The organism is Rhodococcus sp. ARP2, assembly GCF_001029585.1.
GTDB classification, from domain to species: Bacteria; Actinomycetota; Actinomycetes; order Mycobacteriales; family Mycobacteriaceae; genus Rhodococcus_F; species Rhodococcus_F erythropolis.
Map to the genome: position 1 here is coordinate 19,017 of NZ_LEKE01000089.1, position 26,202 is coordinate 45,218.

27 protein-coding genes are annotated in these 26,202 nt (G+C 63.5%); 17 read left to right on the forward strand and 10 right to left on the reverse strand.

Going from position 1 to position 26,202, the window contains the following annotated elements; genetic code table 11:
• Window positions 1-29 precede the first annotated feature (29 nt).
• The 4 genes from ABX74_RS23975 to cydC are packed head-to-tail and all read left to right on the forward strand — an operon-like array spanning window position 30 to window position 6,007.
• A complete protein-coding gene (locus ABX74_RS23975; RefSeq protein ID WP_020970618.1) occupies window positions 30-1,529 on the forward strand; it encodes a cytochrome ubiquinol oxidase subunit I in 1,500 nt (499 codons plus the stop codon).
• Window positions 1,530-1,538: 9 nt separating this feature from the next.
• A complete protein-coding gene (cydB, locus tag ABX74_RS23980) occupies window positions 1,539-2,582 on the forward strand; it encodes a cytochrome d ubiquinol oxidase subunit II (protein ID WP_019745095.1) in 1,044 nt (347 codons plus the stop codon).
• 58 nt (window positions 2,583-2,640) lie between these two features.
• Window positions 2,641-4,329: a thiol reductant ABC exporter subunit CydD gene (gene cydD, locus ABX74_RS23985; protein WP_047889838.1), complete on the forward strand. Its 1,689-nt coding sequence runs from the start codon at window positions 2,641-2,643 to the stop codon at window positions 4,327-4,329.
• A complete protein-coding gene (cydC, locus tag ABX74_RS23990) occupies window positions 4,319-6,007 on the forward strand; it encodes a thiol reductant ABC exporter subunit CydC (RefSeq protein ID WP_047889839.1) in 1,689 nt (562 codons plus the stop codon). The genes cydD and cydC overlap by 11 nt, the downstream gene beginning before the upstream one ends.
• Window positions 6,008-6,240: 233 nt before the next feature.
• Here the strand turns inward: cydC and ABX74_RS23995 are convergent, their stop codons facing one another.
• From ABX74_RS23995 to ABX74_RS24030, 8 genes are all read right to left on the reverse strand, one after another.
• On the reverse strand, window positions 6,241-7,281 hold the full coding sequence (locus ABX74_RS23995; RefSeq protein WP_029256123.1) for a type IV toxin-antitoxin system AbiEi family antitoxin domain-containing protein: 1,041 nt from the start codon (window positions 7,279-7,281) through the stop codon (window positions 6,241-6,243).
• A gap of 144 nt (window positions 7,282-7,425) precedes the next feature.
• Complete coding sequence (locus tag ABX74_RS24000) at window positions 7,426-8,064, reverse strand: FABP family protein (protein ID WP_172932741.1); 639 nt, start codon at window positions 8,062-8,064, stop codon at window positions 7,426-7,428.
• 258 nt (window positions 8,065-8,322) lie between these two features.
• On the reverse strand, window positions 8,323-8,628 hold the full coding sequence (locus ABX74_RS24010; RefSeq protein ID WP_047889840.1) for a DUF1416 domain-containing protein: 306 nt from the start codon (window positions 8,626-8,628) through the stop codon (window positions 8,323-8,325).
• A 2-nt stretch (window positions 8,629-8,630) separates the two neighbouring features.
• Window positions 8,631-9,464, reverse strand: a complete 834-nt coding sequence (locus ABX74_RS24015) for a sulfurtransferase (protein ID WP_020908929.1) — start codon at window positions 9,462-9,464, stop codon at window positions 8,631-8,633.
• 74 nt (window positions 9,465-9,538) lie between these two features.
• Window positions 9,539-10,009, reverse strand: coding sequence for a DUF4395 domain-containing protein (locus ABX74_RS24020; protein WP_047889909.1), 471 nt, complete (start codon window positions 10,007-10,009; stop codon window positions 9,539-9,541).
• Window positions 10,010-10,139: 130 nt separating this feature from the next.
• On the reverse strand, window positions 10,140-10,226 hold the full coding sequence (locus ABX74_RS30925; RefSeq protein WP_350318872.1) for a putative leader peptide: 87 nt from the start codon (window positions 10,224-10,226) through the stop codon (window positions 10,140-10,142).
• Between the two features lie 10 nt (window positions 10,227-10,236).
• Entirely contained in the window at window positions 10,237-10,713 is a 477-nt protein-coding gene (locus tag ABX74_RS24025; RefSeq protein ID WP_020970612.1) for a thioredoxin family protein, read from the reverse strand.
• Window positions 10,710-11,489 (reverse strand): LmeA family phospholipid-binding protein, encoded by a 780-nt coding sequence (locus ABX74_RS24030; RefSeq protein WP_003939847.1) that lies wholly within the window; start codon window positions 11,487-11,489, stop codon window positions 10,710-10,712. Before ABX74_RS24030 ends, ABX74_RS24025 begins: the two co-directional genes overlap by 4 nt.
• Before the next feature lie 141 nt (window positions 11,490-11,630).
• Here ABX74_RS24030 and ABX74_RS24035 point away from each other — a divergent pair, with 141 nt between their 5' ends.
• The 13 genes from ABX74_RS24035 (at window position 11,631) to ABX74_RS24095 (ending at window position 23,257) form a co-directional block, all read left to right on the forward strand.
• Complete coding sequence (locus ABX74_RS24035) at window positions 11,631-12,383, forward strand: winged-helix domain-containing protein (protein ID WP_003939728.1); 753 nt, start codon at window positions 11,631-11,633, stop codon at window positions 12,381-12,383.
• 1 nt (window position 12,384) lies between these two features.
• Complete coding sequence (gene mshD, locus ABX74_RS24040) at window positions 12,385-13,284, forward strand: mycothiol synthase (RefSeq protein WP_047889841.1); 900 nt, start codon at window positions 12,385-12,387, stop codon at window positions 13,282-13,284.
• 193 nt (window positions 13,285-13,477) lie between these two features.
• Window positions 13,478-14,596 carry a phosphate ABC transporter substrate-binding protein PstS gene (gene pstS / locus ABX74_RS24045; protein WP_019745088.1) on the forward strand — a complete coding sequence of 373 codons (1,119 nt, stop codon included), beginning with the start codon at window positions 13,478-13,480 and terminating at the stop codon, window positions 14,594-14,596.
• A 62-nt stretch (window positions 14,597-14,658) separates the two neighbouring features.
• Entirely contained in the window at window positions 14,659-15,750 is a 1,092-nt protein-coding gene (pstC, locus tag ABX74_RS24050; RefSeq protein ID WP_007733846.1) for a phosphate ABC transporter permease subunit PstC, read from the forward strand.
• A 3-nt stretch (window positions 15,751-15,753) separates the two neighbouring features.
• The gene (gene pstA, locus ABX74_RS24055; RefSeq protein ID WP_003940100.1) at window positions 15,754-16,662 is read left to right on the forward strand and encodes a phosphate ABC transporter permease PstA; all 909 of its coding nucleotides are present in this window, start codon (window positions 15,754-15,756) and stop codon (window positions 16,660-16,662) included.
• A 58-nt stretch (window positions 16,663-16,720) separates the two neighbouring features.
• Window positions 16,721-17,497, forward strand: coding sequence for a phosphate ABC transporter ATP-binding protein PstB (gene pstB / locus ABX74_RS24060; protein WP_019745087.1), 777 nt, complete (start codon window positions 16,721-16,723; stop codon window positions 17,495-17,497).
• 280 nt (window positions 17,498-17,777) lie between these two features.
• Entirely contained in the window at window positions 17,778-18,080 is a 303-nt protein-coding gene (gene ureA, locus ABX74_RS24065) for an urease subunit gamma (RefSeq protein WP_003939800.1), read from the forward strand.
• Complete coding sequence (ureB, locus tag ABX74_RS30855) at window positions 18,077-18,547, forward strand: urease subunit beta (protein WP_047889842.1); 471 nt, start codon at window positions 18,077-18,079, stop codon at window positions 18,545-18,547. The genes ureA and ureB overlap by 4 nt, the downstream gene beginning before the upstream one ends.
• Complete coding sequence (locus ABX74_RS24075; protein ID WP_019745084.1) at window positions 18,544-20,253, forward strand: urease subunit alpha; 1,710 nt, start codon at window positions 18,544-18,546, stop codon at window positions 20,251-20,253. Before ureB ends, ABX74_RS24075 begins: the two co-directional genes overlap by 4 nt.
• Before the next feature lie 4 nt (window positions 20,254-20,257).
• Window positions 20,258-20,947 (forward strand): urease accessory protein UreF, encoded by a 690-nt coding sequence (locus ABX74_RS24080; RefSeq protein ID WP_047889843.1) that lies wholly within the window; start codon window positions 20,258-20,260, stop codon window positions 20,945-20,947.
• The gene (gene ureG, locus ABX74_RS24085) at window positions 20,940-21,683 is read left to right on the forward strand and encodes an urease accessory protein UreG (RefSeq protein ID WP_020908922.1); all 744 of its coding nucleotides are present in this window, start codon (window positions 20,940-20,942) and stop codon (window positions 21,681-21,683) included. Before ABX74_RS24080 ends, ureG begins: the two co-directional genes overlap by 8 nt.
• On the forward strand, window positions 21,683-22,420 hold the full coding sequence (locus ABX74_RS24090) for an urease accessory protein UreD (protein ID WP_020970608.1): 738 nt from the start codon (window positions 21,683-21,685) through the stop codon (window positions 22,418-22,420). The genes ureG and ABX74_RS24090 overlap by 1 nt, the downstream gene beginning before the upstream one ends.
• Window positions 22,421-22,510: 90 nt before the next feature.
• On the forward strand, window positions 22,511-23,257 hold the full coding sequence (locus ABX74_RS24095) for an SDR family oxidoreductase (RefSeq protein ID WP_020970607.1): 747 nt from the start codon (window positions 22,511-22,513) through the stop codon (window positions 23,255-23,257).
• 75 nt (window positions 23,258-23,332) lie between these two features.
• Here the strand turns inward: ABX74_RS24095 and phoU are convergent, their stop codons facing one another.
• Complete coding sequence (phoU, locus tag ABX74_RS24100) at window positions 23,333-24,028, reverse strand: phosphate signaling complex protein PhoU (RefSeq protein WP_003940130.1); 696 nt, start codon at window positions 24,026-24,028, stop codon at window positions 23,333-23,335.
• A gap of 72 nt (window positions 24,029-24,100) precedes the next feature.
• Window positions 24,101-26,131 (reverse strand): LCP family protein, encoded by a 2,031-nt coding sequence (locus tag ABX74_RS24105; protein ID WP_047889844.1) that lies wholly within the window; start codon window positions 26,129-26,131, stop codon window positions 24,101-24,103.
• Between the last annotated feature and the right edge of the window lie 71 nt (window positions 26,132-26,202).

A 26,202-nucleotide genomic window follows, 5' to 3' on the forward strand; every position in this document is an offset into this window, starting at 1 on the left:
GTCCCAGGGCCCTACTCTCGGAGTAGCCAATGGATACTTTGGACGTCTCCAGGTGGCAGTTCGGTATCACTACCGTCTACCACTTCATCCTTGTTCCGCTGACCATCGGACTTGCACCGATGATCGCGATCATGCAGACGATGTGGGTGGTCACCAAAAAGGACCACTGGTATCGGCTCACCAAGTTTTTCGGCAAGCTCTTTCTCATCAACTTCGCACTCGGTGTAGCCACCGGCATCGTGCAGGAGTTCCAGTTCGGAATGAACTGGAGCGAGTACTCGCGATTCGTCGGCGACGTCTTCGGAGCTCCGCTCGCATTGGAAGGCCTTGTCGCCTTCTTCATGGAGTCCGTCTTCATCGGACTCTGGATCTTCGGTTGGGGCAGGCTGCCCAAACTTGTACACCTGGCGTGCATTTGGCTCGTGGCGATCGGCGTCAACGCGTCGGCGTTCTTCATCATCGCGGCCAACTCGTTCATGCAGCATCCGGTCGGTGCGACGTACAACCCTGAAACGGGTCGTGCCGAACTCACCAGCATCTGGGAGTTGTTGACCAACAACACCGCTCTTGCTGCCTTCCCGCACGCGGTTGCCGGCGCCTTCCTGACGGCGGCGACGTTTGTTGCCGGCATCAGTGGTTGGTGGATGGTGCGGAACATGCGCCGCGCCAAGCAGGCTGAGGCCGCCGAAGCCGAGCGTCTCGAAACCGACGCACGAACGATGTACCGCCCGGCAACACGATTCGCCTTGCTCGTCATGATCGTGGCCGGAATCGGCATCATCTACACCGGTGACGTTCAAGGCAAGCTCATGTTCCAGCAGCAACCCATGAAGATGGCGTCGGCAGAGTCGCTGTGCGACACCGAGATGGATCCGGATTTCTCGATTCTCACCATCGGTACACACAACAACTGTGACAGCGTGACGCACGTTCTGAAGGTGCCGTTCGTTCTACCGTGGTTGGCCGAGGGCAAGTTCACCGGCGTCGAACTGCAAGGCGTGAACCAACTGCAGGAGCAGGCGGAGCAGGACTTCGGACCGGGCAACTACCGACCGAATCTCTTTGTCACGTACTGGTCTTTCCGCGCCATGATCGGCCTCGCCGCCGGTTCGGCAGCACTGGCTCTCGCGGGACTGTGGGTCACACGTAAGGGGCGGGTCCCGGACCAGAAGTGGTTCGGAATCCTCAGTCTCGTCGCGATTCCCACTCCCTTCATGGCGAACAGCGCGGGCTGGATCTTCACCGAGATGGGCCGTCAGCCCTGGGTGGTGCATCCCAATCCAACCGGCGTCGACATGATCAGACTGACTGTCGACCAAGGTGTTTCGGACCACGCGTCGGCTACCGTCTGGGCTTCGCTGATCACCTTCACCCTCCTGTACGGAGCGCTGGGTGTCGTCTGGTTCAAGCTGATCGTGCGGTACGCGAAGGAAGGTCCGTTGGAACACGACATGCATCCACCGGGCGATACGGATCATGACGAGCCGGAAGATCCGGACAAGCCCAAACAACTGTCGTTCGCGTACTAGGAGGCGATCATGGGACTTCAAGAAGTATGGTTCGTGCTCGTCGCAGTGCTCTTCATCGGTTACTTCGTCCTCGAAGGGTTCGACTTCGGTGTCGGAATGCTCATGCCGATCGTCGGCAGAGGCAGTGACCTCCCGGCCGATACGCGTCGACGGGTGGCGCTCAACACGATAGGCCCGGTGTGGGACGGCAACGAGGTGTGGCTGATCACCGCCGGTGGCGCGATGTTCGCGGCATTCCCGGAATGGTACGCGACATTGTTCTCCGGGTTCTATCTGCCGCTGCTGATCATCCTGGTGGCCTTGATCGTTCGAATCTGTGCCATCGAATGGCGAAGCAAGATCGACGACGACAAATGGCGTCAGCGCTGCGACTGGGGCATCATCTTCGGCTCCTGGGTCCCGGCAATTCTCTGGGGCGTGGCTTTCGCGAACATCGTTCGGGGCGTGGCGATCAACGCCGACAAGCAGGTCGAGTCGGGATTCTTCGATCTGCTCAACCCGTACGCACTGCTCGGCGGTCTGACCACCGCGCTGGTGTTCGCTCTCCACGGCGCTGTGTTCCTGGCACTCAAGAGTGCCGACGAGGTTCGTGAAGACGCAGTGAAAATTGCTGCACGACTCGCAATTCCGGCTATTCCCGTCGCCGGCGGATTCGTCCTGTGGACGCAGCTCGCCTACGGCAAGGGATGGACGTGGATTCTGGTAGCCGCCGCTGCTGCTGCACTGATCGGCGTCGTCTTCCTGACGCGGGCCGAGCGCGAAGGCTGGGCCTTCGTTCTCACCTGTGTGGCCGTCATCGCCACCGTCGTGCTGCTGTTCGCCTCGCTGTTCCCGAACGTCATGCCGTCGACGCTCGATCCGGCGTACAGCCTGACCATCGAGAACGCGTCGTCGAGTCCGTACACGCTCAAGGTGATGACGTGGGCCGCGGCATTCATGACGCCGGTGGTGATCATCTACCAGGGTTGGACGTACTGGGTGTTCCGACAGCGCATCTCCTCCAAGCAGATTCCGGCGTCGATCGGTCTGCGATTCAAGGAGAAGACGTGGTAGTCACCAACCTTGAATCACGAAACATTCGAATGACGAAAGAACTGACGGTCGAATTCACGTGACTATCGAAGTAGGCGACGCTCCCACCACTCGGGAGCGTCGCCGGGGGCCGATCGACCCGCGGCTGTGGCGACATTCCGCTTCTGCGCGCGGCTATCTGATCCTGACGGTCGCTCTGTCGATGGTGAACGTCGTGATGGTCATCGTCGCGGCGCTCATGATCGGCCGAGTCCTGGCCGGAGTGATCACCACTCGAACTGTGGATGTTTCTTCGTGGACAACCGAATTGGTTGTTCTGGCCGCAGCTGTGACGGTCAGGGTTCTGGGGACCTGGCTGCAGACCAGGTATGCGCACCGGGCGTCGACTCGCGTCGTTGCCGAGATCAAGAACGGCGTGCTGACGTCGGCGACGGCGATGAGTCCGCGCGATCTGGATCCTCGGCGTGACGAGATCGCGACCGTGGTCACCCGCGGTGTCGACGGCCTCGGCCCGTACCTGACGGGATACCTTCCGGCTCTGGTTCTGTCGGTGACACTGACGCCTATCACCCTGATAGTCATTGCGGTGCAGGACATGACGTCTGCGGTCATCATTTTCGTGACGCTGCCGCTGATCCCGATCTTCATGATTCTGATCGGCTTGCTGACAAAGGGAAAATCGGAGAAGACGTTGGCAGCGATGACCACGCTGTCTTCGCAGCTGCTCGATCTACTTGCCGGTTTGCCGACGCTACGAGCGCTCGGTCGTCAGCAAGGCCCTGCCGAGCGAGTCCGTGAACTCGGTGACGCCCATCGGCGAACGACCATGTCTGCTCTGCGCGTAGCGTTCCTGTCCTCGATGGTGCTTGAACTGCTCGCAACACTCTGCGTCGCATTGGTGGCCGTGAGCATCGGCTTGCGACTCGTGTACGGGGACATGTCACTCGAGCCGGGGATAGTCGCGTTGATCCTCGCACCCGAGGTGTATCTGCCGCTTCGGATGGTGGGAACCCAGTTCCACGCCGCCGAGGACGGAATGGCGGCAGCCGACAAGGCATTCGAGGTGATCGAGGCGGATTCTGCCGCACCGGAGGGTGGTAGCACGACGGTGGTCGCTCGCGGTGCCGACATCGTCTTCGACGGACTCGGCGTGACCTCTCGTGGGGGAGTCGCACCGTCTCAACTTTCCGCCGTGGCGTTGTCAGGGGCGATCACCGTGCTCACCGGTCCCAACGGCTGCGGCAAGTCGACGGCAGTGCACGCGCTACTCGGACTGATCGAACCGAGCAGTGGCCGCGTGACGGTCGCCGGCGTCGATGTCCGAGACCTGGACGAGCACGCGTGGTGGAGTCAGTTGGCATGGCTTCCCCAGCATCCGGTCCTCCTACCCGGCACCGTTCGTGAAAATCTCGATCTCACCGGGGTCGTCGATGCGCAAGCATTGGCTCGCGCCGCTGCTGCGACGGGATTCGACGCGGTATTGGCCGAGCTGCCTGCGGGTGTCGAGACCGTTATCGGCGTCGGCGGCACAGGTTTGTCGCTGGGGCAGCGACAACGACTGGCGCTGACACGCGTGCTCGCCTCCGACCGCGCACTTCTTGTCCTGGACGAACCCACCGCTCACCTCGATTCCGATTCGGAAGGGACAGTGTTGGCTTCTCTGAGAGCACGGGCGGAGCGCGGCGACACTGTTGTCGTGATCGGCCACCGTCCGAGTGTGCTCGCCGCAGCTGACCGGATCGTCGAGGTGCGCGCTCATGAGAAGTGACGCTCACGATCCGCTTCTGCGTGCTCTTCGGCTACTGGAACTTCGACCACGACGCGTACTGACTGCGGTGGCCGCCGGTGTGGCAACACTCGGTAGCGCACTCGCCTTGGCGGCGCTGTCCGCATGGTTGATCACGCGCGCGTGGGAGATGCCACCCGTTCTCGATCTCAGCGTCGCCGTGGTTGCCGTACGCGCGTTAGGAATCTCGCGTGGTGTCTTCCGTTACCTCGAGCGATTGACGACGCACGACGTCGCATTGCGCGGCACCACCGCAGCGCGGTCGAGGATCTACCAGCAGTTGGCGGCGGGAGATCCCGCGGCCGCCGCCGGACTACGACGCGGTGACCTGCTCTCCCGTACGGGCTCCGACGTGGACGCGCTGGGCGACGTCGTCGTCAAAGCGCTGATCCCGATTGCTGTTTCGGTTGTCCTCGCCTTCGCCGCGGTGGGAATCCTGTTGTTCATCTCGATTCCGGCCGCACTCATTCTGGCTGTTGCGCTGGCGGTGTCCGGGATTGCGGCGCCCTGGCTGTCGGCGCGAGCTGCTCGACTTGCGGAGGCCGACAGTTCAGCTGCCGCAGCGCGATTCAGTGCGTCAGCGGTGACCGCGCTCGACCATTCCGCTGAGCTTCGAGTATCAGGTCGCTTGGATCAGGCGGTGAGCGAGGCTGTGTCCGCCGAGAACGAGGTGGTCGATGCAACCGATCGCGCGGCGGTACCGAGTGCCTTTGGCGCCGCTGCGACGCCCCTGGCAATCGGCGTGAGCGTCCTTGGTGCCCTGCTGATCGGAATTACGCTGTACGGAACCACCGACATGTCACCGATGTCCATGGGAATCCTTGTACTGCTTCCACTGTCGGCTTTCGAGGGAACCGCGATACTGCCCAGTGCGGCGGTGGCACTGACCAAGGCGCGGCTGGCGTCGGCTCGCATCATGGCGGTACTCGATCGAGCCGACGCGGAACACGTCGAAGGAAATCGTGCGTGGCCGGAGAACTGGATTCTCAGCGTGCATGCATTGCAGGCGGGTTGGCCCGGGGGAAAGGTGACCGAACCGCCCTCCGTGGATCTTCCTCGCGGTGCCCGCGTTGCCGTCGTCGGGGAGAGCGGATCCGGAAAGACCACCGCACTGATGACGATGGCGGGGTTGCTGCCGCCCGTCGCGGGAACAGTTCGCGTTGGCGGAGTGGATATTTCGGATATCGATCCGGCCGACCTGCGCAGGCACGTCGGGTACTTCGCCGAAGACGCACACCTCTTCGAGACGTCGGTACTCGAGAACCTGCGCGTTGCGCGGGGTGACCTCACCGCCGAGGACGCGGAGAAGGCACTTGCCGCAGTTGGTCTCGGCGACTGGTTGTCGGAACTGCCGGAAGGGCTCGATACCTACCTGGTCGGCGGCATGCGAGCGGTTTCGGGCGGTGAGCGTCGTCGGTTGCTGTTGGCACGCGCGATCGTCTCGCCTGCGGAGGTGCTGCTGCTCGACGAGCCGACCGAGCACATGGACGCGGAGGCAGGCGCTCAGTTGCTCCGCGAGTTGCTCAGTCGCGACGCAACGCTGGTCGATTCTTCGCGAACCGTTGTTGTCGTCACCCACCAACTTCCGGACGGCGCAGCAGCTGACCAGGTGATATGCGTCGGAAAAGTTTCTGTGGAAAATACGTTGCCGTCGTCGTGAAGTGGGCGTACTTTCTCCTTTACACAAGGAAGGAGGTGGTCTGAAATTGAAGTACAGACGGACGCGTGAGGTGGCTGCCAGCTAGCCGCAATCGCTGATGGAATTCACTTACCGCGTGAGCGGCCGGCGAATCCCAGGCAGCCACCCGACCCCCGAGCCCCCGATCAGTCCGACCGGGATCCGCGCGAAAGCGTGGGTGTGGCTCGGGGGTCGCTTCGTGCCGTGCGCCTTTATTAACCCCCGGCGGTTAATAAAGGCGCACAGCGTGGACAAGGATTAGGCCCCCACCAACCACCGCGCTCGAGGATCGCTCTGACCTCGGCTGCAGTTCGGCACGAGGCCCCCTCCACCTCCTCCCAACCGAAGACCAATGTGGCGTTGCCTGACAGTTCGGATGCGTTACCTCGCCGCCGATCCCGCAGTGCAGTCGCCCGAGAAGAGTGGAAGGCAAAACCGTCGAGTCGAACGATCAGTGCGACACCGCAATTGCGGTAGTCGACGTCCTCGTAGAGAGTTCTCCCATCGACGATGACCGGCGATTGCCGTCGTGCTTCCGGCAAACCGTGTGCTCGCTCGACTTCGATTGCGTAGCGATGTTCGAGTACCGACTGGACGCCGCGATCCAAGAGGTCCAATGTCGAGGACAGCGCTTTGACATATCGCCTCGGCCGGCGGCACTCCATTCGGGTGCGTAGTTCCATCCGGGACACCTTGCACGCCGTGGCGGAGCGGACCAGAGAACGAGCGGCGTCGCGAGCCGACGGCTCTGCAACCGCCAGGTCAATTGCGGTGTCGGCCAGCGAAGTACGAGCAGGCTGAGTGGCAACGCCGATGTGGGCCTGAGCGCGTGAACGATGAACGATCACTCCGGGATGGGCAGTGGACCACCCCAACGGAACGGGGCGCGCCGGGGAGCGTTCGGGTCTGACCGTCGGCCTCTGACAGCGTGAGGATCTGCCGTATCGGACCGTGATGTGGACCGGCAGTTCGGACTCGATGTGCGTGAGCCCCCACTCTTCAGCTGCAGTCCGGTGACTCAGGTAGGTCTCTCCGCCGCCGAAGAGAAGGGCGGCCTCGAGAATCATTGCTCGGTTGAGTGGGCCGTTGGTGCTGGATTGAACGCCGTGGAGGACGGAAGTCCATTGACCCGATTCGACCAGATGTTGGATGCGCCGCGGTGAATAGCCGAAAGGGCGCAGCTGTTTATTGGTCGCGAGCCCGTGCTGGAAGTCGAAGAGTCTTCGGAGATCAGGATCGATGTAGTCGCAGTTCATGCGAATACCGTGAGATCGCGGTCCGACAGGAATCGGTCGAAACTGCCGCTCCAGAGCCCGCCTGTGGAATTTGTCGGTGCCTGTGGATGGATCTGCTGTGCGCCTTTATTAACCGCCGGGGGTTAATAAAGGCGCACAGCAGAACTAGCCGATGTAACGGGTCAGCCGCGCCGAGAGGCGCGGTTCCAGGCCACCGTCAGACATGATCCGCTCTTCGACGTACGCGAGGTCGCCGCCTTCGACGATGCCGTAGAGGCGCTTCGCGCCGCCGTACAGTGCACCGGACTGGCTGCGGATCACCACGTCGGTGGCAAGTTCCCACGACGCCTGGGTAAGCGCACGGCCGTAGTACATTTCGACGACGCCGGAGCTGTGGCTGAGCAGGAGTTCGACGACTTCCTGGTTGACGCTGCCGGGGATGCCGTCGCCGCCCATGCGCCAGTAACCGCTCTCGCGCAGATCAGGGCTCACGTACTTGCCGTCGGCGTCAAGACGCCAAGATCTGGACTCCCAATTGAGGTAGGGGCCGCCGTCGTGAGAGATGACGATCTGCTGACCGAAGGCGTAGTCGCCGGTCTCGTCGTGCCCTTCACCTTCGCCGCGCCAGACGCCGACGAGGGGGAGCAGTGCGAGGAGTTCGGGATTGATGTCCGGGCCGAGGCGCAGGTTTGCGGTGTCCTCTGGCAACGGAAGGTCCGGCAGGGTCGGAATGTTGAGCGACGCCGTCGACTTGGAGCGCTCGACGGCGATGGCGACAGCTTCGTCCCCGCTGCCGCGCCTCACGGCACCTGCAGCGGCGGAATCGTCAGCGGTCGCGTCGGACCCTGAATCCGGAGCCTGACTCACGACTCGTCGGTGACCAAGCGGTACACGACGTACACGGAGAACCAAGCGATCATGACGGATGCGAGTGCGAGGAGTACCTCGAAGAAAATGACCACGGGTACATCTTAGACCGCGGCGACCGACCGGAAAAATCGGGAGCCGGAATGCAGAAGGCCCCGCACCGAAGGGGTGCGGGGCCGCCTGAAAAAGCAGGAATTACTTGCTGACGGTCACGTCCACGTTGTGCACGCCCGAGCCCTCGGGAGCGATGGTGGATGTGCCGTTGCCCGAGCTGGACAGTGCACGCACGGTCCACTCGCCCGGAGCGGCGAAGAAGCGGAAATCGCCGGTTCCCGATGCCACGACCTCGGCCGTGAACTCTCCGGAGCCGTCGAGCAGACGCACGAATGCGCCGCCGATGGGCTGGCCGTCAGCGGCGAGAACGCGGCCGGTGATGACCGTTTCCTTCTCGACGTCGACGCCGGCAGGCAGGGTCTGCCCCTGGGTAGGTGCTCCACACATGATCAGGCTCCCAATTCGATCGGTGCGCCGACGAGTGAGCCGTATTCGACCCAGCTGCCGTCGTAGTTCTTGACGTTGTTCTTGCCGAGGATCTCCTGCAGTACGAACCAGGTGTGGCTCGAGCGCTCGCCGATGCGGCAGTAGGCGATCGTTTCCTTGGTGTCGTCGAAGCCCTTCTCCGCGTACAGCTTGGTGAGGTCGTCGTCCGACTTGAAGGTGCCGTCCTCGTTGGCGGTGGTGCTCCACGGAATGTTGATGGCTCCGGGGACGTGGCCACGCTGCTGCGCCTGCTCCTGCGGAAGGTGGGCGGGAGCGAGGATCTTGCCGGAGAACTCGTCAGGGCTGCGAACGTCGACGAGGTTCTTGCTGCCGATGGCGTCGATGACCTCGTCGCGGAATGCGCGGATCGAGAAGTCGGGGGTCTCGGCCTTGTACTGCGTGGCTTCGCGGTTGACTGCGTCCTTGGAGAGCGGGCGTCCGTCGAGTTCCCACTTCTTGCGGCCGCCGTCGATCAGCTTGATGTCCTGGTGGCCGTACAGCTTGAAGTACCAGTACGCGTAAGCGGCGAACCAGTTGTTGTTGCCACCGTAGAGAACGACGGTGTCGTCGTTCGCAATGCCCTTGGCGGAGAGCAGGTCCGAGAACTGCTCCTGGTTCAGGAAGTCGCGTCGGACGCCGTCCTGGAGGTCCTTGCGCCAGTCGAGCTTGACTGCACCCTCGATGTGGCCGCCGTCGTATGCGCTGGTGTCCTCGTCCACCTCGACAAAAACGGTCTTGGGGGTGTTGAGGTTCTGCTCAGCCCAGTCAGCGGAGACTAGGACGTCGGAGCGAGCCATGGTGTTCCTTTCGATGTGGTCTTGCATCGGTCGATATCTAGCAGGGGTTCAGCGGGGTTGTGTGGCAAGCGTTTTCATGCGGTGGTCGCGCGGCCGGTATTTCGCAGCCTGGCGACGAGTGGGTAGATCTGGCAGCCGAGGCAGATGCCGAACGCGGCGTTGAGCAGGGCCGCGAACAGGGCGAAGCCGGTGGCAACGGTGCCGACGATCGTCGACCCGGCCAGGAAACCGACCGTGCCTGCCAAGGCGAAGACGAAGCCGACGAACTGAGCGAAGCGCAGCGGCGCCACGGGTTCGCGTTCGCTGACCGGCGAGAGTCGGTGGGCGACGAGCTTGCCGAAGATCTGGCCGTACGGGCTGCGCTTGGGGCCGAGTACCGCTCCGACTGCGAAGACGATCGCCTGCAATGCGAGAACGACGGTGGCGGCGGGCAGAGAGAAGGTCGAGAAGATGAGCGTGAGAACGAGAACGCCGGTGGTGACCCACGCGGCGAACCGAGGTCCGCGGACGTCGACTTGCTCGAGCTGGGCTGTGGTTGTGGACATCGGGAGTGCTCCTGCGCTGGATTGCATGGTGCTTGCCTGGACCGAGAAAAGGGGACGCAAAAGTCCCACTCGGTGGATTGATCACGTGAGCGAAAGCTCGAAGGTCAGAGAGATCTGACGGATGTGGTGATCAGCAACAGGTACAGCAACAGCCCCCGAGGCGGCACAGGTCTACTGCGCGGCGTCGGGTGAGCATCAGCTCGTGGCGGGTTTGCACGTCGGCGAGTTTACCCCGAATTCTCGGATTTTGGCTCGTGGGGTCCGGATAGTGGTACGAGCGCAGCTTTCAGATCGGCTGCGGACGGCACTCCGGACACTCGGAACTGTTCCTCCAGGCCACCGTCGAGGATGAACGTGGTGGGCAGCGACAGGACGCTCATTTCGCGTGCCAGAGCCGGTTCCTTGTCGATGTCGAGCTCGATCTCCACCGGCGGACGGGGAGCGTCCGCCATCGAAACCACAACCTGGCCGACGACGCGGCGTACTGCCGCGCACGGTCCGCACCAGTCGGCGGAGAAATGCAGTACGACGGGCCCGCCGTTCGGCGAAGACACTCCGGCAGAACTCAGCAGTTCGAGGCGGCTGTCAGCGGCGCCGGCTGCGGCAGGCGTGGTGACTCGGACCTTCCCGTTGCGTGACTTGAGAAAGAGCCCGACCGCGACGACGGCGACGAGGGCGACCAGCAGAATTGTGATCCCGGTCATCGGTTCTGCAGCTCTGCGAGATCGATCGTCGTGTTTTCGGCGCTGCCTTCGATCACGATTCTTCCGCCTTCCGCGTAGACCAGGCTCGGCTGAATTCCGTAGGGGAGTGCCTGCGGATCGATCGTGTAGCTGAACAATCCGAGGACGACGGGTTCGAGTGCTGCGGGGATCGAGAAATCGGCTTTGCCCTCCGGACCGAAGTACAGGTTGCTTGCGACGATCTTGACCTGCCCACCTTCCAGAACCAGGTTGGCCTGGACGCTCACTGCAGTCTCGACCGGACCGACGGCAACCGTTCCGGTCAGCACGACGGCCCCCGCGGTGCTCGCGCCCGTTCCACCGCTGCCCCCGGTGCCATCCGACTTGTTGGCCGGCGGTGAAGATACCTGCAGGTCAGGGATGTTGAGCAGCTTTCCGAGGTCGGTGGCGTTGATTCCCATCCGGCCGTCGAGTTTGTCGACGGGGAGCTGGGTGACATTGCCGTTCACGATGTCGGAGAAGGGAACGGTGACCCCGCGCAGGTCGGCTTCGACGGTCACTTCGCCGACCACGTCGCTCTGGACGCCGGTAGCTCTGACGTAGACGTCCTTGTATTTCCCGCCGAGTGCTTGGGTGAGGAAGGGGAACCCGTTGAAGGTGACCTCCGGATCCGACTCGAGTGATGCGCCGGTTCGGAGCTCGCGGGAAACCCGGTACTCGGCGTACGCGGCAGCGCCGAAATCGGCCACCAGTCCGAGGCCGAGGAGAAAGACGATGCCGATGATCAGTTTGCGCACTGCACCATTGTGACGGACTCCGGTCGGGGTTCGATGCGACGGCCCCGGTACCAGGCACGCTAATGTAGGGACCGACCAAAAGCGTCGAACTACTCGAGCGTTGCCCTCACGGGTTGCGCGGGCTACTAGATAGGAGGCCGTGTGGAACTGCTCCTCCTCACCTCCGACCCCAACCCGGAAGCTGTACTACCGGCGTTGGCGTTGCTGGCGCACTCGGTTCGGCCTGCCCCCACAGAGGTTTCCTCGCTACTCGAGGCAAGTTCCGCGGACGTGGCATTGGTGGATGCGCGCACTGATCTAGCTGCCGCACGCGGGTTGTGTCGATTGCTCGGAAGCACAGGATCCGCAGTACCTGTGGTCGCCGTCCTCACCGAAGGCGGACTCGTTGCCGTCAACGCCGACTGGGGGTTGGACGACATCCTGCTTCCCGGTACCGGTCCGGCTGAGGTGGACGCCCGATTGCGGTTGTTGGTCGCCCGCAGCGGCGGTGTCGCCAGTCCGGAAGCGTCGGGAAAGATCACGCTGGGCGAACTGGTTATCGACGAGGGGACGTACACGGCACGACTGCGTGGACGGCCCCTTGATTTGACTTACAAGGAATTCGAGCTGCTCAAGTACCTCGCGCAGCATGCCGGTCGGGTATTCACCCGGGCACAGCTGTTGCAGGAAGTGTGGGGCTACGACTTCTTCGGCGGCACCAGGACGGTCGACGTCCACGTGCGTCGTCTGCGGGCGAAACTCGGCACCGAATACGAGTCCTTGATCGGTACAGTCCGAAATGTCGGATACAAGGCAGTGCGTCCGACGAGGGCCAAGGGCGGCGCAGCTGCTCCCGTTCAGTTCGAGGACGACGAAGACGTCGACTACGACGCGGCCGACGGATCGGTGGTCTGACGTGGGTTGGGCAGATTCACTGCAGGCCGGATCCGCCGAGCAGGTTTCCGCGCTTCTCGATCGCGCGACCGAGTTCGACGGCAAGGCGCCCGTGTCGGAACAGGGGCGCCATGCCGTTGCCGGGCGCGGCGCAGCACGACACTTTGTCGAACTCGACGGCGATACGGTCGTCGGTTATGCACAGCTGCAAGCCGGTTCGGACGAGCATCCCGACATGGCCGAGTTGGTGGTCGACCCGCAGGCGCGGCGCCGTGGTATCGGAACCAGGCTTGCCGCAGCGGTATTCGACGAAGGTCGGCCGGGCACGCGAGTCTGGGCGCACGGAAACGTCGACGCCGCAGTGGAATTCGCCAAGAGCCTCGATCTGGTCAGCGTTCGTGAACTCCTCCAGCTGCGTCGACCGCTCGATGCTGCGCAGCTTCCGGAAATCGTTGTGCCCGAAGGTATAACGATGCGGACGTACCGTGGGCCCGAAGACGATTCCGAGATCCTTCGCGTCAACAACGCGGCCTTCTCCTGGCATCCCGAGCAGGGTGGCTGGACCCAGGCGGAGATCGACGAGAGAACGGCCGAAGGTTGGTTCGACCCGGCCGGTCTGTTCATGGCGTTCGCGGACACCGATCCCGATACTCTTCTCGGCTTTCACTGGACCAAGGTGCACGCACCCGAAGGTGACGATCCCGAGCTGGGGGAGGTGTACGTCGTGGGTATCGATCCCGCGGCGCAGGGACGTGGTCTCGGCCGAGTGCTGACTCTCGCAGGCATGCATTACCTGCGAGATCGCGGCCTCGGAACGGTCCTTCTGTACGTCGAAGGTGACAACACTGCCGCCCTCCACACGTACGAGCGACTCGGCTTCGATCGGTTCCACGTGGACATGGCTTACGCTCGCGCGCTCTGACGTCACAGTCGAACACGCAGAAATGTCCAGTCTGTTCATTCTCTGTTAACCATGTGTGGTCCAACCGGACACCGCGCCCGCCTACTTTTCTCTGTGGGCAGCGCCGTGTTGCCTGATGCAGATTTCAATCATTTTGCATCTCATGTCGCCGCCCGATCGTGGGCGTGGCGGTAGCGATTTCCGGAGGATCTTGGTGAATCTCAAGCGCAGTGGTGCCCTGCTCGGTGTAGTGGCCGTGGGCGCCATGACCTTGGCCGCATGTGGCAGCGACAACAACTCGTCGTCGACGGGTGTGGACGCGTCCGCATCGAACGCAACGTGCGAAGGCAAGAGCAACCTCTCTGCCGCTGGTTCCTCGGCACAGAAGAATGCCATGGACCAGTTCGTCGCCACCTACATCTCCGTGTGCCAGGAAAAGGGCAAGACCGTCAACGTCGCCTACAACCCCAGCGGTTCGGGCGACGGTCGCACGCAGTTCATCGCCGGCCAGATCGACTTCGCCGGCTCCGACTCGGCCATCAAGGACGAGCAGGCCGACAAGGCCAAGGAGCGTTGCGTCGGCGGCGAAGCCTGGAACCTTCCCCTCGTCTTCGGCCCGATCGCAGTTGCATACAACCTCGACGGCGTCGACAAGCTCGTTCTCAACGCAGAAGTTCTCGCGAAGATCTTCAACGGTGGCATCACCAAGTGGAACGATCCGGCAATCGCCGCGCTCAACTCCGGTGCTTCGCTTCCCGACGAGAAGATCACCACCGTGATCCGCTCCGATTCCTCGGGCACCACCGACAACTTCCAGAAGTACCTCGACGCGGCATCGAACGGTGCTTGGACGTCGGGCGCAGGGTCCGACTTCACCGGTGGCGTCGGTGAGGGCGCCAAGGGTTCGGCGGGCGTTGCACAGGCAGTTGCCACGGCACCGGGTTCGATCACCTACGTCGAGAAGTCGTTCGCCGATCAGAACAAGCTCTCGGTTGCAGAAATCAACACCGGCTCCGAGGCAGTCGCATTGACCAACGACTCGGCCGCAAAGTCGATCGCAGGCGCGAAGTTCAAGTCCGACGCAACCGGCGACCTGACGCTCGACCTCGCGTCGATCTTCAAGACCAACGAAGCCGGCGCATACCCGCTGGTTCTCGCCACGTACTCGATCGTCTGCTCCAAGGGCTACGACGCGGACACCACCGCAGCAGTGAAGTCGTTCCTGACGAGCGCGGCCAACGAGGGTCAGGCCAACCTGGCCGAGCAGGGTTACGTCCCGCTGCCGGCCAACGTCCAGGATCGCCTCAACGCGTCCATCACGGCAATCAGCTGACCTAGAGACTCGTGCGGACAAGCTCATGGATCTACATTCAGACGTGAAGGAAGTGAGCGCACATGAGTGACGCGCCCATCACCTCGACATCTCGTTCTCCCGGCCCCGCAACCAGCGGGGCCGGGGTGGGCGGTCCGAACGGCACCACGGAGGACACGATTACTTCCACCAAGGCTCCAGAAACCGAGCATCCTCCGAAGGGTGACGGTCCGGGAAGCGGCAACAGCAAGACGGTGACCCGTCCGGGTGACCGCATCTTCAGCTCGCTCGCATCCGGTTCGGCAATCTTCATCACGGTTGTCATCGCGGCGATCGGCGCGTTCCTGATCTGGCGTGCTGTTCCTGCTTTGAGCCGGAACCAGGTCAACTTCCTGACCAGCCGTGAATGGGTGACGCAGAACATCAACGCGATGGCGTTCGGTGTCCTCGATCTTTTCCAGGTCACGGTGTTGGTCTCGCTGTTCGCACTGGTGCTCGCGATGCCGATCGCACTGGGCATCGCGATCTTCCTGACTTCGTACTCACCCAAGTGGCTCACGCGGCCACTGTCGTACACGATCGACCTTCTCGCGGCCGTGCCGTCCATCGTCTACGGCCTGTGGGGACTTCTCGTGTTCGCTCCGGCGATCACCCCGGTCGCGGTGTGGCTCAACGACACTCTCGGCTGGTTCCCGCTCTTCGCCGACGGCAGCGGATCGATCACCGGCGGCGGCACCATCTTCACCGCAGGCATCGTCCTCGCCGTGATGATCCTTCCGGTCATCACCGCAGTGACCCGCGAGGTGTTCATCCAGACCCCGCGCTCACAGATCGAAGCTGCACTCGCTCTCGGCGCCACGCGCTGGGAAGTTGTGCGCACCACGGTCATCCCGTTCGGTAAGTCCGGCTACATCAGCGGCTCGATGCTCGGTCTCGGACGCGCACTCGGCGAGACGATGGCGCTGTACCTGATCCTGCGCACCACCTCTCAGGCCTTCGGCTGGTCGCTGTTCGACGGCGGCTCGACCATCGCCTCCAAGATCGCCCTCGGCTACGCGGAGTTCAACAACGACATCCAGGCAGGCGCGTACATCGCGGCCGGACTGGTGCTGTTCGTACTGACCTTCGTCGTCAACGCGGCTGCCCGCGCAGTGATCGCCGGAAAGAAGGACTGACCCATGACCTCCACTCTGGACCGGCCGGTCAAGGCCCCCACTTTCCAAGGCGTCGGCGCCCGCCGTCGTGCCAAGGACGTCATCGCGACCATCCTGGTGAGCCTGGCAGTCGTCATCGCGCTCATCCCGTTGGTCTGGGTGCTCTTCACGGTCATCGCAAAGGGCCTGCCCGCTCTGACGTCGCCCACGTGGTTCACCAACTCACTGAGCGGATTGACGGCGTCGGCCGACGGCGGCGGTATCTATCACGCATTGATCGGCACCCTGCTGCAAGGCATCGTGTGTGCGGTCTTCTCCATCCCGCTCGGCATCTTCGTCGCGATCTACCTGGTGGAGTACGCCGACCGGAAGTCGAAGCTGGGCAAGCTCACCACGTTCATGGTCGACATCCTCAGCGGTGTTCCGTCGATCGTGGCCGCGCTGTTCATCTACGCACTGTGGATCGCGACCTTCGGCTTCCCCAAGTCCGCGTTCGCTGTATCTCTGGCTCTGGTCCTCCTGATGGTCCCGGTCGTCATCCGCTCCACCGAGGAAATGCTGCGCATCGTCCCGATGGATCTGCGCGAGGCGTCGTACGCGCTCGGTGTGCCGAAGTGGAAGACCATCTCGAAAATCGTTCTGCCGACGGCGCTTCCCGGCATCATCACCGGCGTCATGCTGGCCCTGGCCCGCGTGCTCGGTGAGACCGCGCCGCTGCTGATCCTCGTCGGCTACGCGCCGTTCATCAACTTCGACCTGTTCAACGGCGAAATGGGCACTCTGCCTTCCGTCATGGTCGCCGAGATGAACAACCCCACCGACGCCGGCACCAACCGCATCTGGGGCGCAGCACTGACCCTGATCCTGCTGATCGCGATCCTCAACATCGTCGCGAAGCTGATCGGTCACTTCTCACAGGTCAGAAGCAAGTGATGCGGCCTCGGAACATGTTCGTACTCAACAGCGTCAACAACTCAGTAGGGAGCCGGTAATGGCCAAGCGTCTGGATCTCAAGGACGTCAACATCTACTACGGCAAGTTCCACGCCGTCGCCGATGTGGGCCTGTCCGTCCCGCCCCGGAGCGTCACCGCCTTCATCGGCCCGTCCGGTTGCGGCAAGTCCACCGTTCTCCGTTCACTCAACCGCATGCACGAAGTGATTCCCGGTGCGCGCGTCGAGGGTTCGGTCCTGCTCGACGGCGAGGACATCTACGGCTCGAACGTCGATCCTGTCGGCGTCCGCAAGACCATCGGCATGGTGTTCCAGCGACCCAACCCCTTCCCGACCATGTCCATCAAGGACAACGTCGTCGCGGGCTTGAAGTTGCAGGGCGAGCGCAGCAAGAAGAAGCTCGACGAGGTGGCCGAGCGTTCGCTGCGCGGTGCCAACCTGTGGACCGAGGTCAAGGATCGCCTCGACAAGCCCGGTGGCGGCCTCTCAGGCGGTCAGCAGCAGCGTCTGTGCATCGCGCGTGCCATCGCCGTCTCGCCCGACGTTCTGCTCATGGACGAGCCGTGCTCCGCGCTCGACCCGATCTCGACTCTCGCGATCGAGGACCTGATCACCGAGCTGAAGAAGGACTTCACGATCGTCATCGTCACGCACAACATGCAGCAGGCTGCGCGTGTGAGTGACCAGACGGCATTCTTCAACCTCGAGGCAACCGGTAAGCCCGGTCAGCTCGTCGAGATCGACGACACCGAGAAGATCTTCTCGAACCCGACGCAGAAGGCCACCGAGGACTATATCTCCGGCCGCTTCGGATAGCCCCTGGGATTGCACACTGCACGATCATGTTTCACCCCCGTTTCCAACAGGAGACGGGGGTGAAACTTTTGGTTGTGGTGATAGTTCCCACTCCGGGGCGCAGAGCTGAGCGTCGTTGGGCGCCCGAATAATTCGATGAGCAGCGCAAGTGCGCCGAGTGCGCGCTGAAGTAGCCGACGATGTGAATCTCGTGGATACTGACGACGCTTCGGGCAATGCTAATCTCGGCCCGACAGCACGCTGTCGATCGATGTCGTTTCACAACCGGAAGGGCTTGTCAGTGCACCTCACCCCTTCAGATACCGAAAAGCTCCTCCTGAGCGTTGCGGGCATGGTCGCCCGCGACCGCCGCGAGCGCGGGGTACTGCTGAACTACCCCGAAGCGATGGCCCTGATCTCGTGTTGGATTCTCGAGCGTGCGCGTGACGGAATGACGGTTGCGGAACTGATGAACGCCGGTCGGCAAGTGCTCACCCGCGACGACGTGATGGAAGGGGTACCCGAGATGATTGCAAACGTCCAGGTGGAGGCCACTTTCCCGGACGGTCGCAAGCTGGTCACCGTGACGGAGCCCATTCGATGATCCCCGGTGAGGTACGTGTGTCCACCGAACCGCTCGAGTTCGGCACTGACGCGGAAAAGATCACGATGGTCGTCGTCAACGACGGCGATCGCCCCATTCAGATCGGTTCACATCTCCACCTTCCAGCGGCCAACCCGGCGTTGACCTTCGATCGCGAAGCGGCAGACGGCTTCCGGCTCGACATCCCCTCGGGAACGTCGGTTCGGTTCGAACCCGGGGTAAGCAGGACGGTGACACTGATCGCGCTCGGCGGACTCAAAAGGGTTCCGGGCCTGCAGATCGTGCCGGACGAAGACCTACCGACGCATGCGCGTGAGCCCAAGACCGTGATGCCGTTCGGCACGCCCGGCGTCGAGGTCGAAGAACCTTTGCGAGCCTCTTCGGTGAACGTTCGTGTGAGTGATGTTCCAGTCGAGGCGGATTCACCGGACGACGTCGCGACGCCAGTTGAGAGGACAGCCGAATGAGCAGGATCGATCGACGCGGTTACGCCTCCTTGTACGGCCCGACCGCTGGCGACCAGATCCGTTTGGCCGACACAGATCTGTGGATCGAGATCGAGCACGACTACACCGCGACCGGCGACGAGATGGTCTTCGGCGGCGGCAAGAGCATCCGCGAGTCGATGGGCCAGGGCCTGACCACTCGCGACCAGGGCGCTCTCGACGTCGTCATCACCAACACGGTGATCCTCGATCACTGGGGAATCGTCCGGGCAGACGTCGGAATTCGCGACGGACGCATCGTTGCGATCGGCAAGTCCGGTAACCCCGACATCATGGATGGCGTGCACCCCAAGTTGCTCATCGGGCCGAGCACCGACGTGATCGCCGGCGAGGGAAAGATCCTCACCGCGGGTGCGATCGACACTCACGTGCACTTCCTCAGTGAAATCGAGATGATGGAAGCGCTCGCGACCGGTACGACGACGGTGGCGGGCGGCGGAACGGGCCCAACCGAGGGAAGCAAGGCAACCACCGTCACGCCCGGCGCCTGGTCACTGACGATGATGCACCGGGCCCTCGACCACATCCCGCTCAACGTTCTTCTCCTCGGCAAGGGCAGCACCGTCAGCCATGAGGCCATGCGTCAGGAAGCTCTCGCCGGCGCAGGTGGATTCAAGGTCCACGAGGACTGGGGTTCCACTCCGGCGGCAATCGACGCAGCTCTGCGAGCAGCCGACGAGTTCGGGCTCCAGGTGGCGCTGCACGCCGACAGCCTCAACGAAACCGGCTACGTACAGCACACTTTGGACGCGATCGCCGGACGCGGGATCCACGTGTTCCATGCGGAAGGCGCCGGCGGCGGGCACGCTCCGGACATCATCGTGACGGCAGGTGAGCCGAACGTTCTTCCGGCATCGACCAATCCGACGTTGCCGCACACCGTAAACACGGTTGCCGAGCACCTCGACATGCTCATCGTGTGTCATGCGCTCAATCCCCGGGTTCCGGAGGATCTTGCCTTTGCCGAGTCCCGGATCCGGCCGACAACTATTGCAGCGGAAGACTTTCTGCACGACATCGGTGCCATCTCCATCACCTCGTCCGACGCCCAGGCGATGGGCCGTATCGGTGAGGTGACCCTGCGGACGTGGCAGGTCGCCCACGTCATGAAGGCCCAGTACGGCAAGCTGGGTACCAGCATGCCGGCCGACAACGAGCGTGCGCGCCGTTACGTCGCCAAGTACACGATCTGCCCCGCGGTGGCTCACGGTATCGATCACGAGATCGGATCGGTCGAGGCCGGGAAGATGGCGGACCTGGTGCTGTGGGATCCCGCGTTCTTCGGTGTCCGTCCTTCTGCCGTGATCAAGGGTGGGGCGATTGTTGCTGCGCCGCTGGGTGATCCGAATGCTGCTATCCCGACCCCGCAGCCGGTGTTCGTTCGGCCGGCCATCGCGGCGACTCCGGGATCAGCCCCGCACCTGTCCACGACGTTCGTCTCGCCGATGGCGATCGAGGACGGTCTGGCCGGTCGTCTCGGTCTCACGCGCACCCTTACCGGTGTTCGTCCGACGAGGCACCTCACCAAGGCGGATATGCCGAACAACACGGCACTGCCGTCCATCGACGTCGATCCGGAGACGTTTGCCATCAAGGTCAACGGCGACCTGATCGCGCCCAACCCCGTTGACGTAGTGCCGATGGCTCAGCGCTACATGCTGTTCTGAAACCATGTCAATCGAGATGGCGTCTGCCGAGATAGCATCGATGCTCTTGGCAGACGGGCGTCTGCCTACCGGCGGTCACGCGCACTCGTCGGGGTTGGAACCGGCACTGGCGGGCGGACTCCTACAGAGTCAGGTCCCCGACTTCATTCGCGGTCGACTCGAAACAGTGGGACTTGTCGAGGCCGCTGCAACGGTGGTCACGCGCCGCTGGGCCGTAAGTGCCGGTGGTGCAGGCGAACTCGAGGACATCTCGAGGGAACTGCTCGCTCGGACGCCCAGCGCGCCGCTGCGTGAGGCGTCGATTCAGCTCGGACGTGGGCTGGCCAGGCTGGCGTCGCGATTGTGGCCGCAGCACCCCGCGGTGCAGATGCTCATGGCGCTGCCTGGGCATCCGATGCGTCCGCTCGCGTTGGGAGTCTTCACGGCGATCTCCGGGATGGATGACCTACAGGCAGCTAGATCTTGTTTGTACGACGACGCTCAAACGGTGGCGTCGGCGGCACTGAAGCTACTGCCGGTGGATCCGGCAGAACCGGTCGAATGGTTGCTCCGAGCAGCCCCGACCATCGAAACCGTCGCCGCGGCTGCCGTAGCAGTCGAGGGCGTCACAGATATACCCGCAACAACAGGACCGTTGGTCGAACAATGGTCACTCGAACACCACGCTCGATCCAGGAGGATTTTCCGTGCTTGACAACCTGAACAACACCACCACTGCTGCAAGAGGTTTGAGGCTCGGCGTTGCCGGCCCCGTCGGCACCGGCAAAAGTACCCTCATCGCCACCATCTGCCGCGAGCTCGCGTCGGAGTACGAGATCGCGGTGGTCACCAACGACATCTACACCGACGAGGACGCGCGACTGTTGCGCGCGGCCAACGTACTTCCGATCGAGCGCATCGTCGCAGTCGAGACCGGAGCGTGCCCGCACACGGCCATCCGTGACGACGTGACGCCGAACCTCATTGCGGTCGAAGACCTCGAGCGTCAGTTCCATCCCCTCGACATGGTGATCGTGGAAAGCGGCGGTGACAACCTGACCGCCACGTTCAGCCCGGCACTGGTCGACGCCCAGATCTTCTGCATCGACGTCGCGGGCGGCGGAGACGTCGCACGTAAGGGTGGTCCCGGAATCGAGCGGGCAGATCTGTTGGTGGTCAACAAGATCGACCTGGCCCCGTACGTCGACGTCGACGCGGTCCAGATGGTTGCCGATGCCACGGCCGCGCGAGACGGACTTCCCGTGCTCGCGCTCAGCCAGAAGGATCACGCGACGATCGACCAGCTCAGTGCGTGGCTTCGCCAGGTCATCGCAGCTCACCGCGCGGGTAGTCACACCCCGCAGGATCCGGGCCCGATGGCGCCGCACTTCCATGCCGATGAAGAAGACCACGGACACGGTCACGGGCACAGCCACTCTCACGCTCACTGATGCGCACCGGAGCTACGCGGGTCGTCGTCGAGAGAGTGGGTGACACCGCTGTTGCGCGAGAGCTGATCTCGGGCGACTTCCTGGCCCCGCGGTTCGTCGACGCTCGCGGGCTCACCGTGCGAATTGCCTTGGTAGGGCACAGTGCAACGCTGCTGGCCGGCGACGACCTGCGTATCGAATTCGTAGTCGCTCCGGGTACGTGCCTCGAGGTGATCGAGCCGTCGGGGACCGTCGCGTACAACGCGCGTGGCGGCCGGGCGTCGTGGTCGGCTTCGGCGAGCGTCGGCGCCGGTGCGGCGCTGATCTGGCGCGCGGCACCGTTTGTCGTCGCGGGCGGCGCGGATGTGACCAGGCGCGTGGATATTTCACTGGAATCCGATGCGGTTGCGCTGCTCGACGAGATGATCGTGTTCGGCCGGACCGGCGAAACCGGCGGTGCCCTTCGCTCGGATCAGCGCATTACCGTCGACGGTGACGCGCTGCTCGTGGAAACACTCGACCTGCGTAGCGTGCCGGGCCGTTCGCTGCCGGGAATTCTCGGTGGCCATCGCGTGCTCGGTACGACCATGCTGTTGGGGATCAAGACTTCCGACGTGGTCGAAGGGCACGTGACGCCGCTGGCGGGAGCAGGGATGCTGGCACGGGCCGTGGCCGATCACGCACACGAGGCGAGCGCAGCGTTGGATCCGATCTGGTCGCAGTGGCGTGGGCGGGTTTCGCAGAAGTACAGCGACTGATTCGCCCGACCGTCACACTTCGGGAGGCTGCGTCGTCCAGTATGTGACCAGGCCGAAGAGAGCCGGGCGCACGGGTTTGACGGAGGCATCATGCAGATTGTTGTTCTGGGCGGAACCGGCCAGATGGGAAAGCTGGTCGTCGAGCAGGCGAAAATCGGGGGCCATGACGTCGTCGCCGCCGCTCGATCGACGGGAGTCGACATCTCCACGGGTGCGGGGTTGGACGAAGCATTTGTCGGTGCCGACGTTGTCATCGACGTGAGTGATCACGTCACCAACAGTGCCAAGAAGGCGATCGAGTTCTTCGAGACGGCAGCGAAGAACATCGCCGCGGCCGAAGCCAGAGCGGGCGTTAAGCATCACGTGCTGCTCTCGATCGTGAACTGCGACGATCCGCAGTTGAAGTCCTTCGGGTACTACCAGGGAAAGGCCGCGCAGGAACGCGCGGTGGAAGCGTCGGGCATTCCCTTCACGATTCTGCGATCCACTCAGTGGTTCGAGTTCGGCGAGAAGACCATCGCGCTCTTCGGACTGGGGCCGGTCGCGATGGTTCCCCGGATGCGCTCCCAACCGATAGCGGCGAAGACCGTCGCCGAGGCTCTGGTGACGTGCGCTCAGAACGGTCCGACCGGGAGGGCTCCAGATCTCGCCGGGCCTGAGGTCCTCGAGATCCCGGCCATGACGCGTGAGATTTTGAAATACCGTGGCCGACGCAAGTGGCTGATCCCGATCTCGATGCCGGGAGCGGGTAAGGCGATGAAGGGTGGGGCGCTGCTGCCCGGGCCGGGATCCACAACTGCAGGACCCACGTTGAAGACCTGGTTACACGAGAACTGAATAGGAAAGGCGGCCGCGCAAGTGCGCGGCCGCCTTTTACTCACGTGGACGGTTGGGTTCAGAGATCCGGGTAGTTCAGAGATCCGGGTACGAGGTGAGGTTGTCGACCTTCTCGGTGGTTTCCGGCTCTTCGGGCAGCTTGCCGGTCACCAGGAAGATGACGCGTCGGCCGACCTCGACGGCGTGGTCGGCGAACCGCTCGTAGAAGCGGCCGAGCAGCGTGACGTCGACTGCGGCGGCAACGCCGTGCTTCCACTCGCGGTCCATGAGGACGGTGAAGAGGTGGCGGTGGAGGTCGTCCATCGCTTCGTCTTCTTCGCGCAGGCGGGCAGCGCGCTCGGGGTCGCGGGTCTCGAGGACGACCTTGGCGGCCGCACCGATGGAGACAGCGATGCGTCCCATCTCGGCGAAGTAGCCGTTGACCTCTTCGGGAAGCACGTGGTTGGGATGTCGGCGGCGCGCGATCTTCGCGACGTGCAGGGCGAGTGCACCCATGCGGTCGATGTCGGCGACGATCTGGATTCCACTGACCACCGAGCGCAGATCTCCGGCAACGGGAGCCTGCAGGGCGAGCAGCGCAAACGCGCGCTCCTCGCAAATGGTGCTGAGTTCGGTGATCTTGTCGTGTTCGCCGATTACTTGTTCTGCCAGGGACAGGTCTGCCTGGAGCAGGGACTGGGTGGCGCGCTCCATAGCGGCACCTGCCAGTCCTGCCATCTCGCCGAGCGTGTCCGCAAGCTCGGTCATCTGTTCGTTGTAAGCCACGCGCATGAGGTCAGAGCCTACGTGCCGTGAAAGACCAAGTCACAAGCACCAGGTGAACGCAAGGTGAATGAACGCGTGTCAGTCGCAGGTGGTGTCGCCTGCGTTGACGCTCGCGATGTCGGCGGGCAGAGCCGTCGAGGTGCTGGTGTCGACCGATGTCGGATTTGCCGCCAGGATGGTCCCCGGGTCCGCGGGGGCGACGACGGTGCCGGCGAAATTGCTTCCGACGACGACCTCGATCATGTCTCCCATGCTCGGAGCGAGAACGAGAACCGCACCGGGAATCGACGACGCGACAGTGACCGCTTCAGCCTCGTAACCTGCTGCGTAACGCACGACGGTGGTCGACGCTTGAGCATTCGCCAGGCCGGTGGCTGCGCTGAAGTTGCCGACCGTGGAGATCTGGAAACCGTAAGCAGCGAGGCTGTCGGCGATCGTCGCGGCCTGCCCGGCGATTCCCGACGCGTTGGAGACGTCGACCGAGATGTTGTAGGCGCTCATCGCTTCGACGGAAGTGGCGGCGGGCGGCGTGCTGGACGTAGGAGGGGTTGTCGTGGAACTGGTCGACGACGGTGTGGTGTCCTCGCGCTCTTCACCCGGAAGCGGTTCGTCGTCGATGATCGCCTGGAAGAGGGACTTGATCTCGTCGGTGCGAGGAATCTCGTTGCCCCAGTCGTTGGTGCCGTCCGTGGGGACCGTCAAGAACGTGACCGCGCCCGCGTCGACGTTCTGCAGCGAACGGCCGAGGGTGACCAGCGACTTCGTGTCGATGTTCTCGACGAACGTGTCGCTGGTGAAGGCGTTGATGAATCCGTTGAGCTTGCTCGGATTCAGGAGGACCTGGTTGGACAGGGCCGAGCGGAGCAGCGCCGACAGGAACTTCTGCTGACGGGTGATGCGTCCGTAGTCGCCGTTACCCTCGGCTTCGACGTGGCGCGCACGCACATAGTTGAGGGCGGTACGGCCGTCGAGCATCTGTGTTCCGCCGGATGCGAGGACGGTTCCGAGGATGCCGTCCTCGATCGGTCCGGGGGAGCAGACGTTCACGCCGCCGACGGTGTCGACCATGCGCTCGAAACCGGCGAAGTCCATTCCGACGAAGTGCCCGATTTTCAGGCCGGACATCTTCTGGATGACCTTGACCAGGCACTTGGGACCACCGAGTGCATACGTCGCATTGAGCTTGTCGCCACTGGCTGCCGGGAAGGTTTCGCTGGTGTACTTGCCGGCGTCGTTGTCCCAGCCCTGGCAGATCGGACGTTCGACGTCGAGGTCACGCGGGAAGGAGACGGCGACGACGCGGCTTCGGTCGGCGGGAATGTTCACCAGCATGACCGTGTCGGCGCGCGCGCCCTCGGCGTCTTCGACGGTTCCGGCGCCGATCTCACCGCTCGCACCGGCGCGGGTATCGGTGCCGATGATCAAGTACGTCTCGTCGCCGAGCTGGCCCCCGGCGTCGATGATGTCGTCGGACTCGGTGTCGAGTGCCGCAATCTGATCGAAACCGCCTTCGACTGACCGCAGATAACCCCAGACGACGCCGGTCAACGCGAGAGACATGACGGCCAGGAACGCTACTGCCGATCGGCCGATCACTTTTGCGCGATGGCGGCGGCGAATCTTGCTTTGCGCCAGACGGGTAGCGCCGGTGTCACCGACTACCCGCGGCACTGCGGAGGTGACGGGATGTTCTTCGGTGATCCAGTCCGCAGCGGCGGGCGGGACTGTCGGACGCGCGGGAATCGGCCGGGCCGGGGGCGGCGCGGACGCTGATGGAGGTGGAGTCCTGGGTGGCGCGGATTTGGTCGGCGCTGCCTTGGGCGGCGCAGCCGCGGCAGGTGGCGGCTTCTTGTCGCCTACCCGACGGACCAACTCGGCGACCGAAACAGAGTCGTCGGTCGGAGGCGAATCCCGGCGGCCGGTCCGTCCACTGCTGCGACGCTCCGGGGGACTGGGTGGTTGCGGTGCTGGTCGCTGGGGTGTGGCAGGACGCTGGGGAGCTGCCGGTTGGTCCGGGCGGGCGTTGCGGAACCGCTTGTCTGCGAGCGGACGTTCCCAGGGGGCGCGGCTCTCGGGCGGAGGTGGGCCCGAATCGTGATCATCACCCACCGATGCAACCTGTCCCGTCGTCGACTGTCAGTAACTCGTCATTCAGATGCCGGCGTCAACCGGTTGTCGAC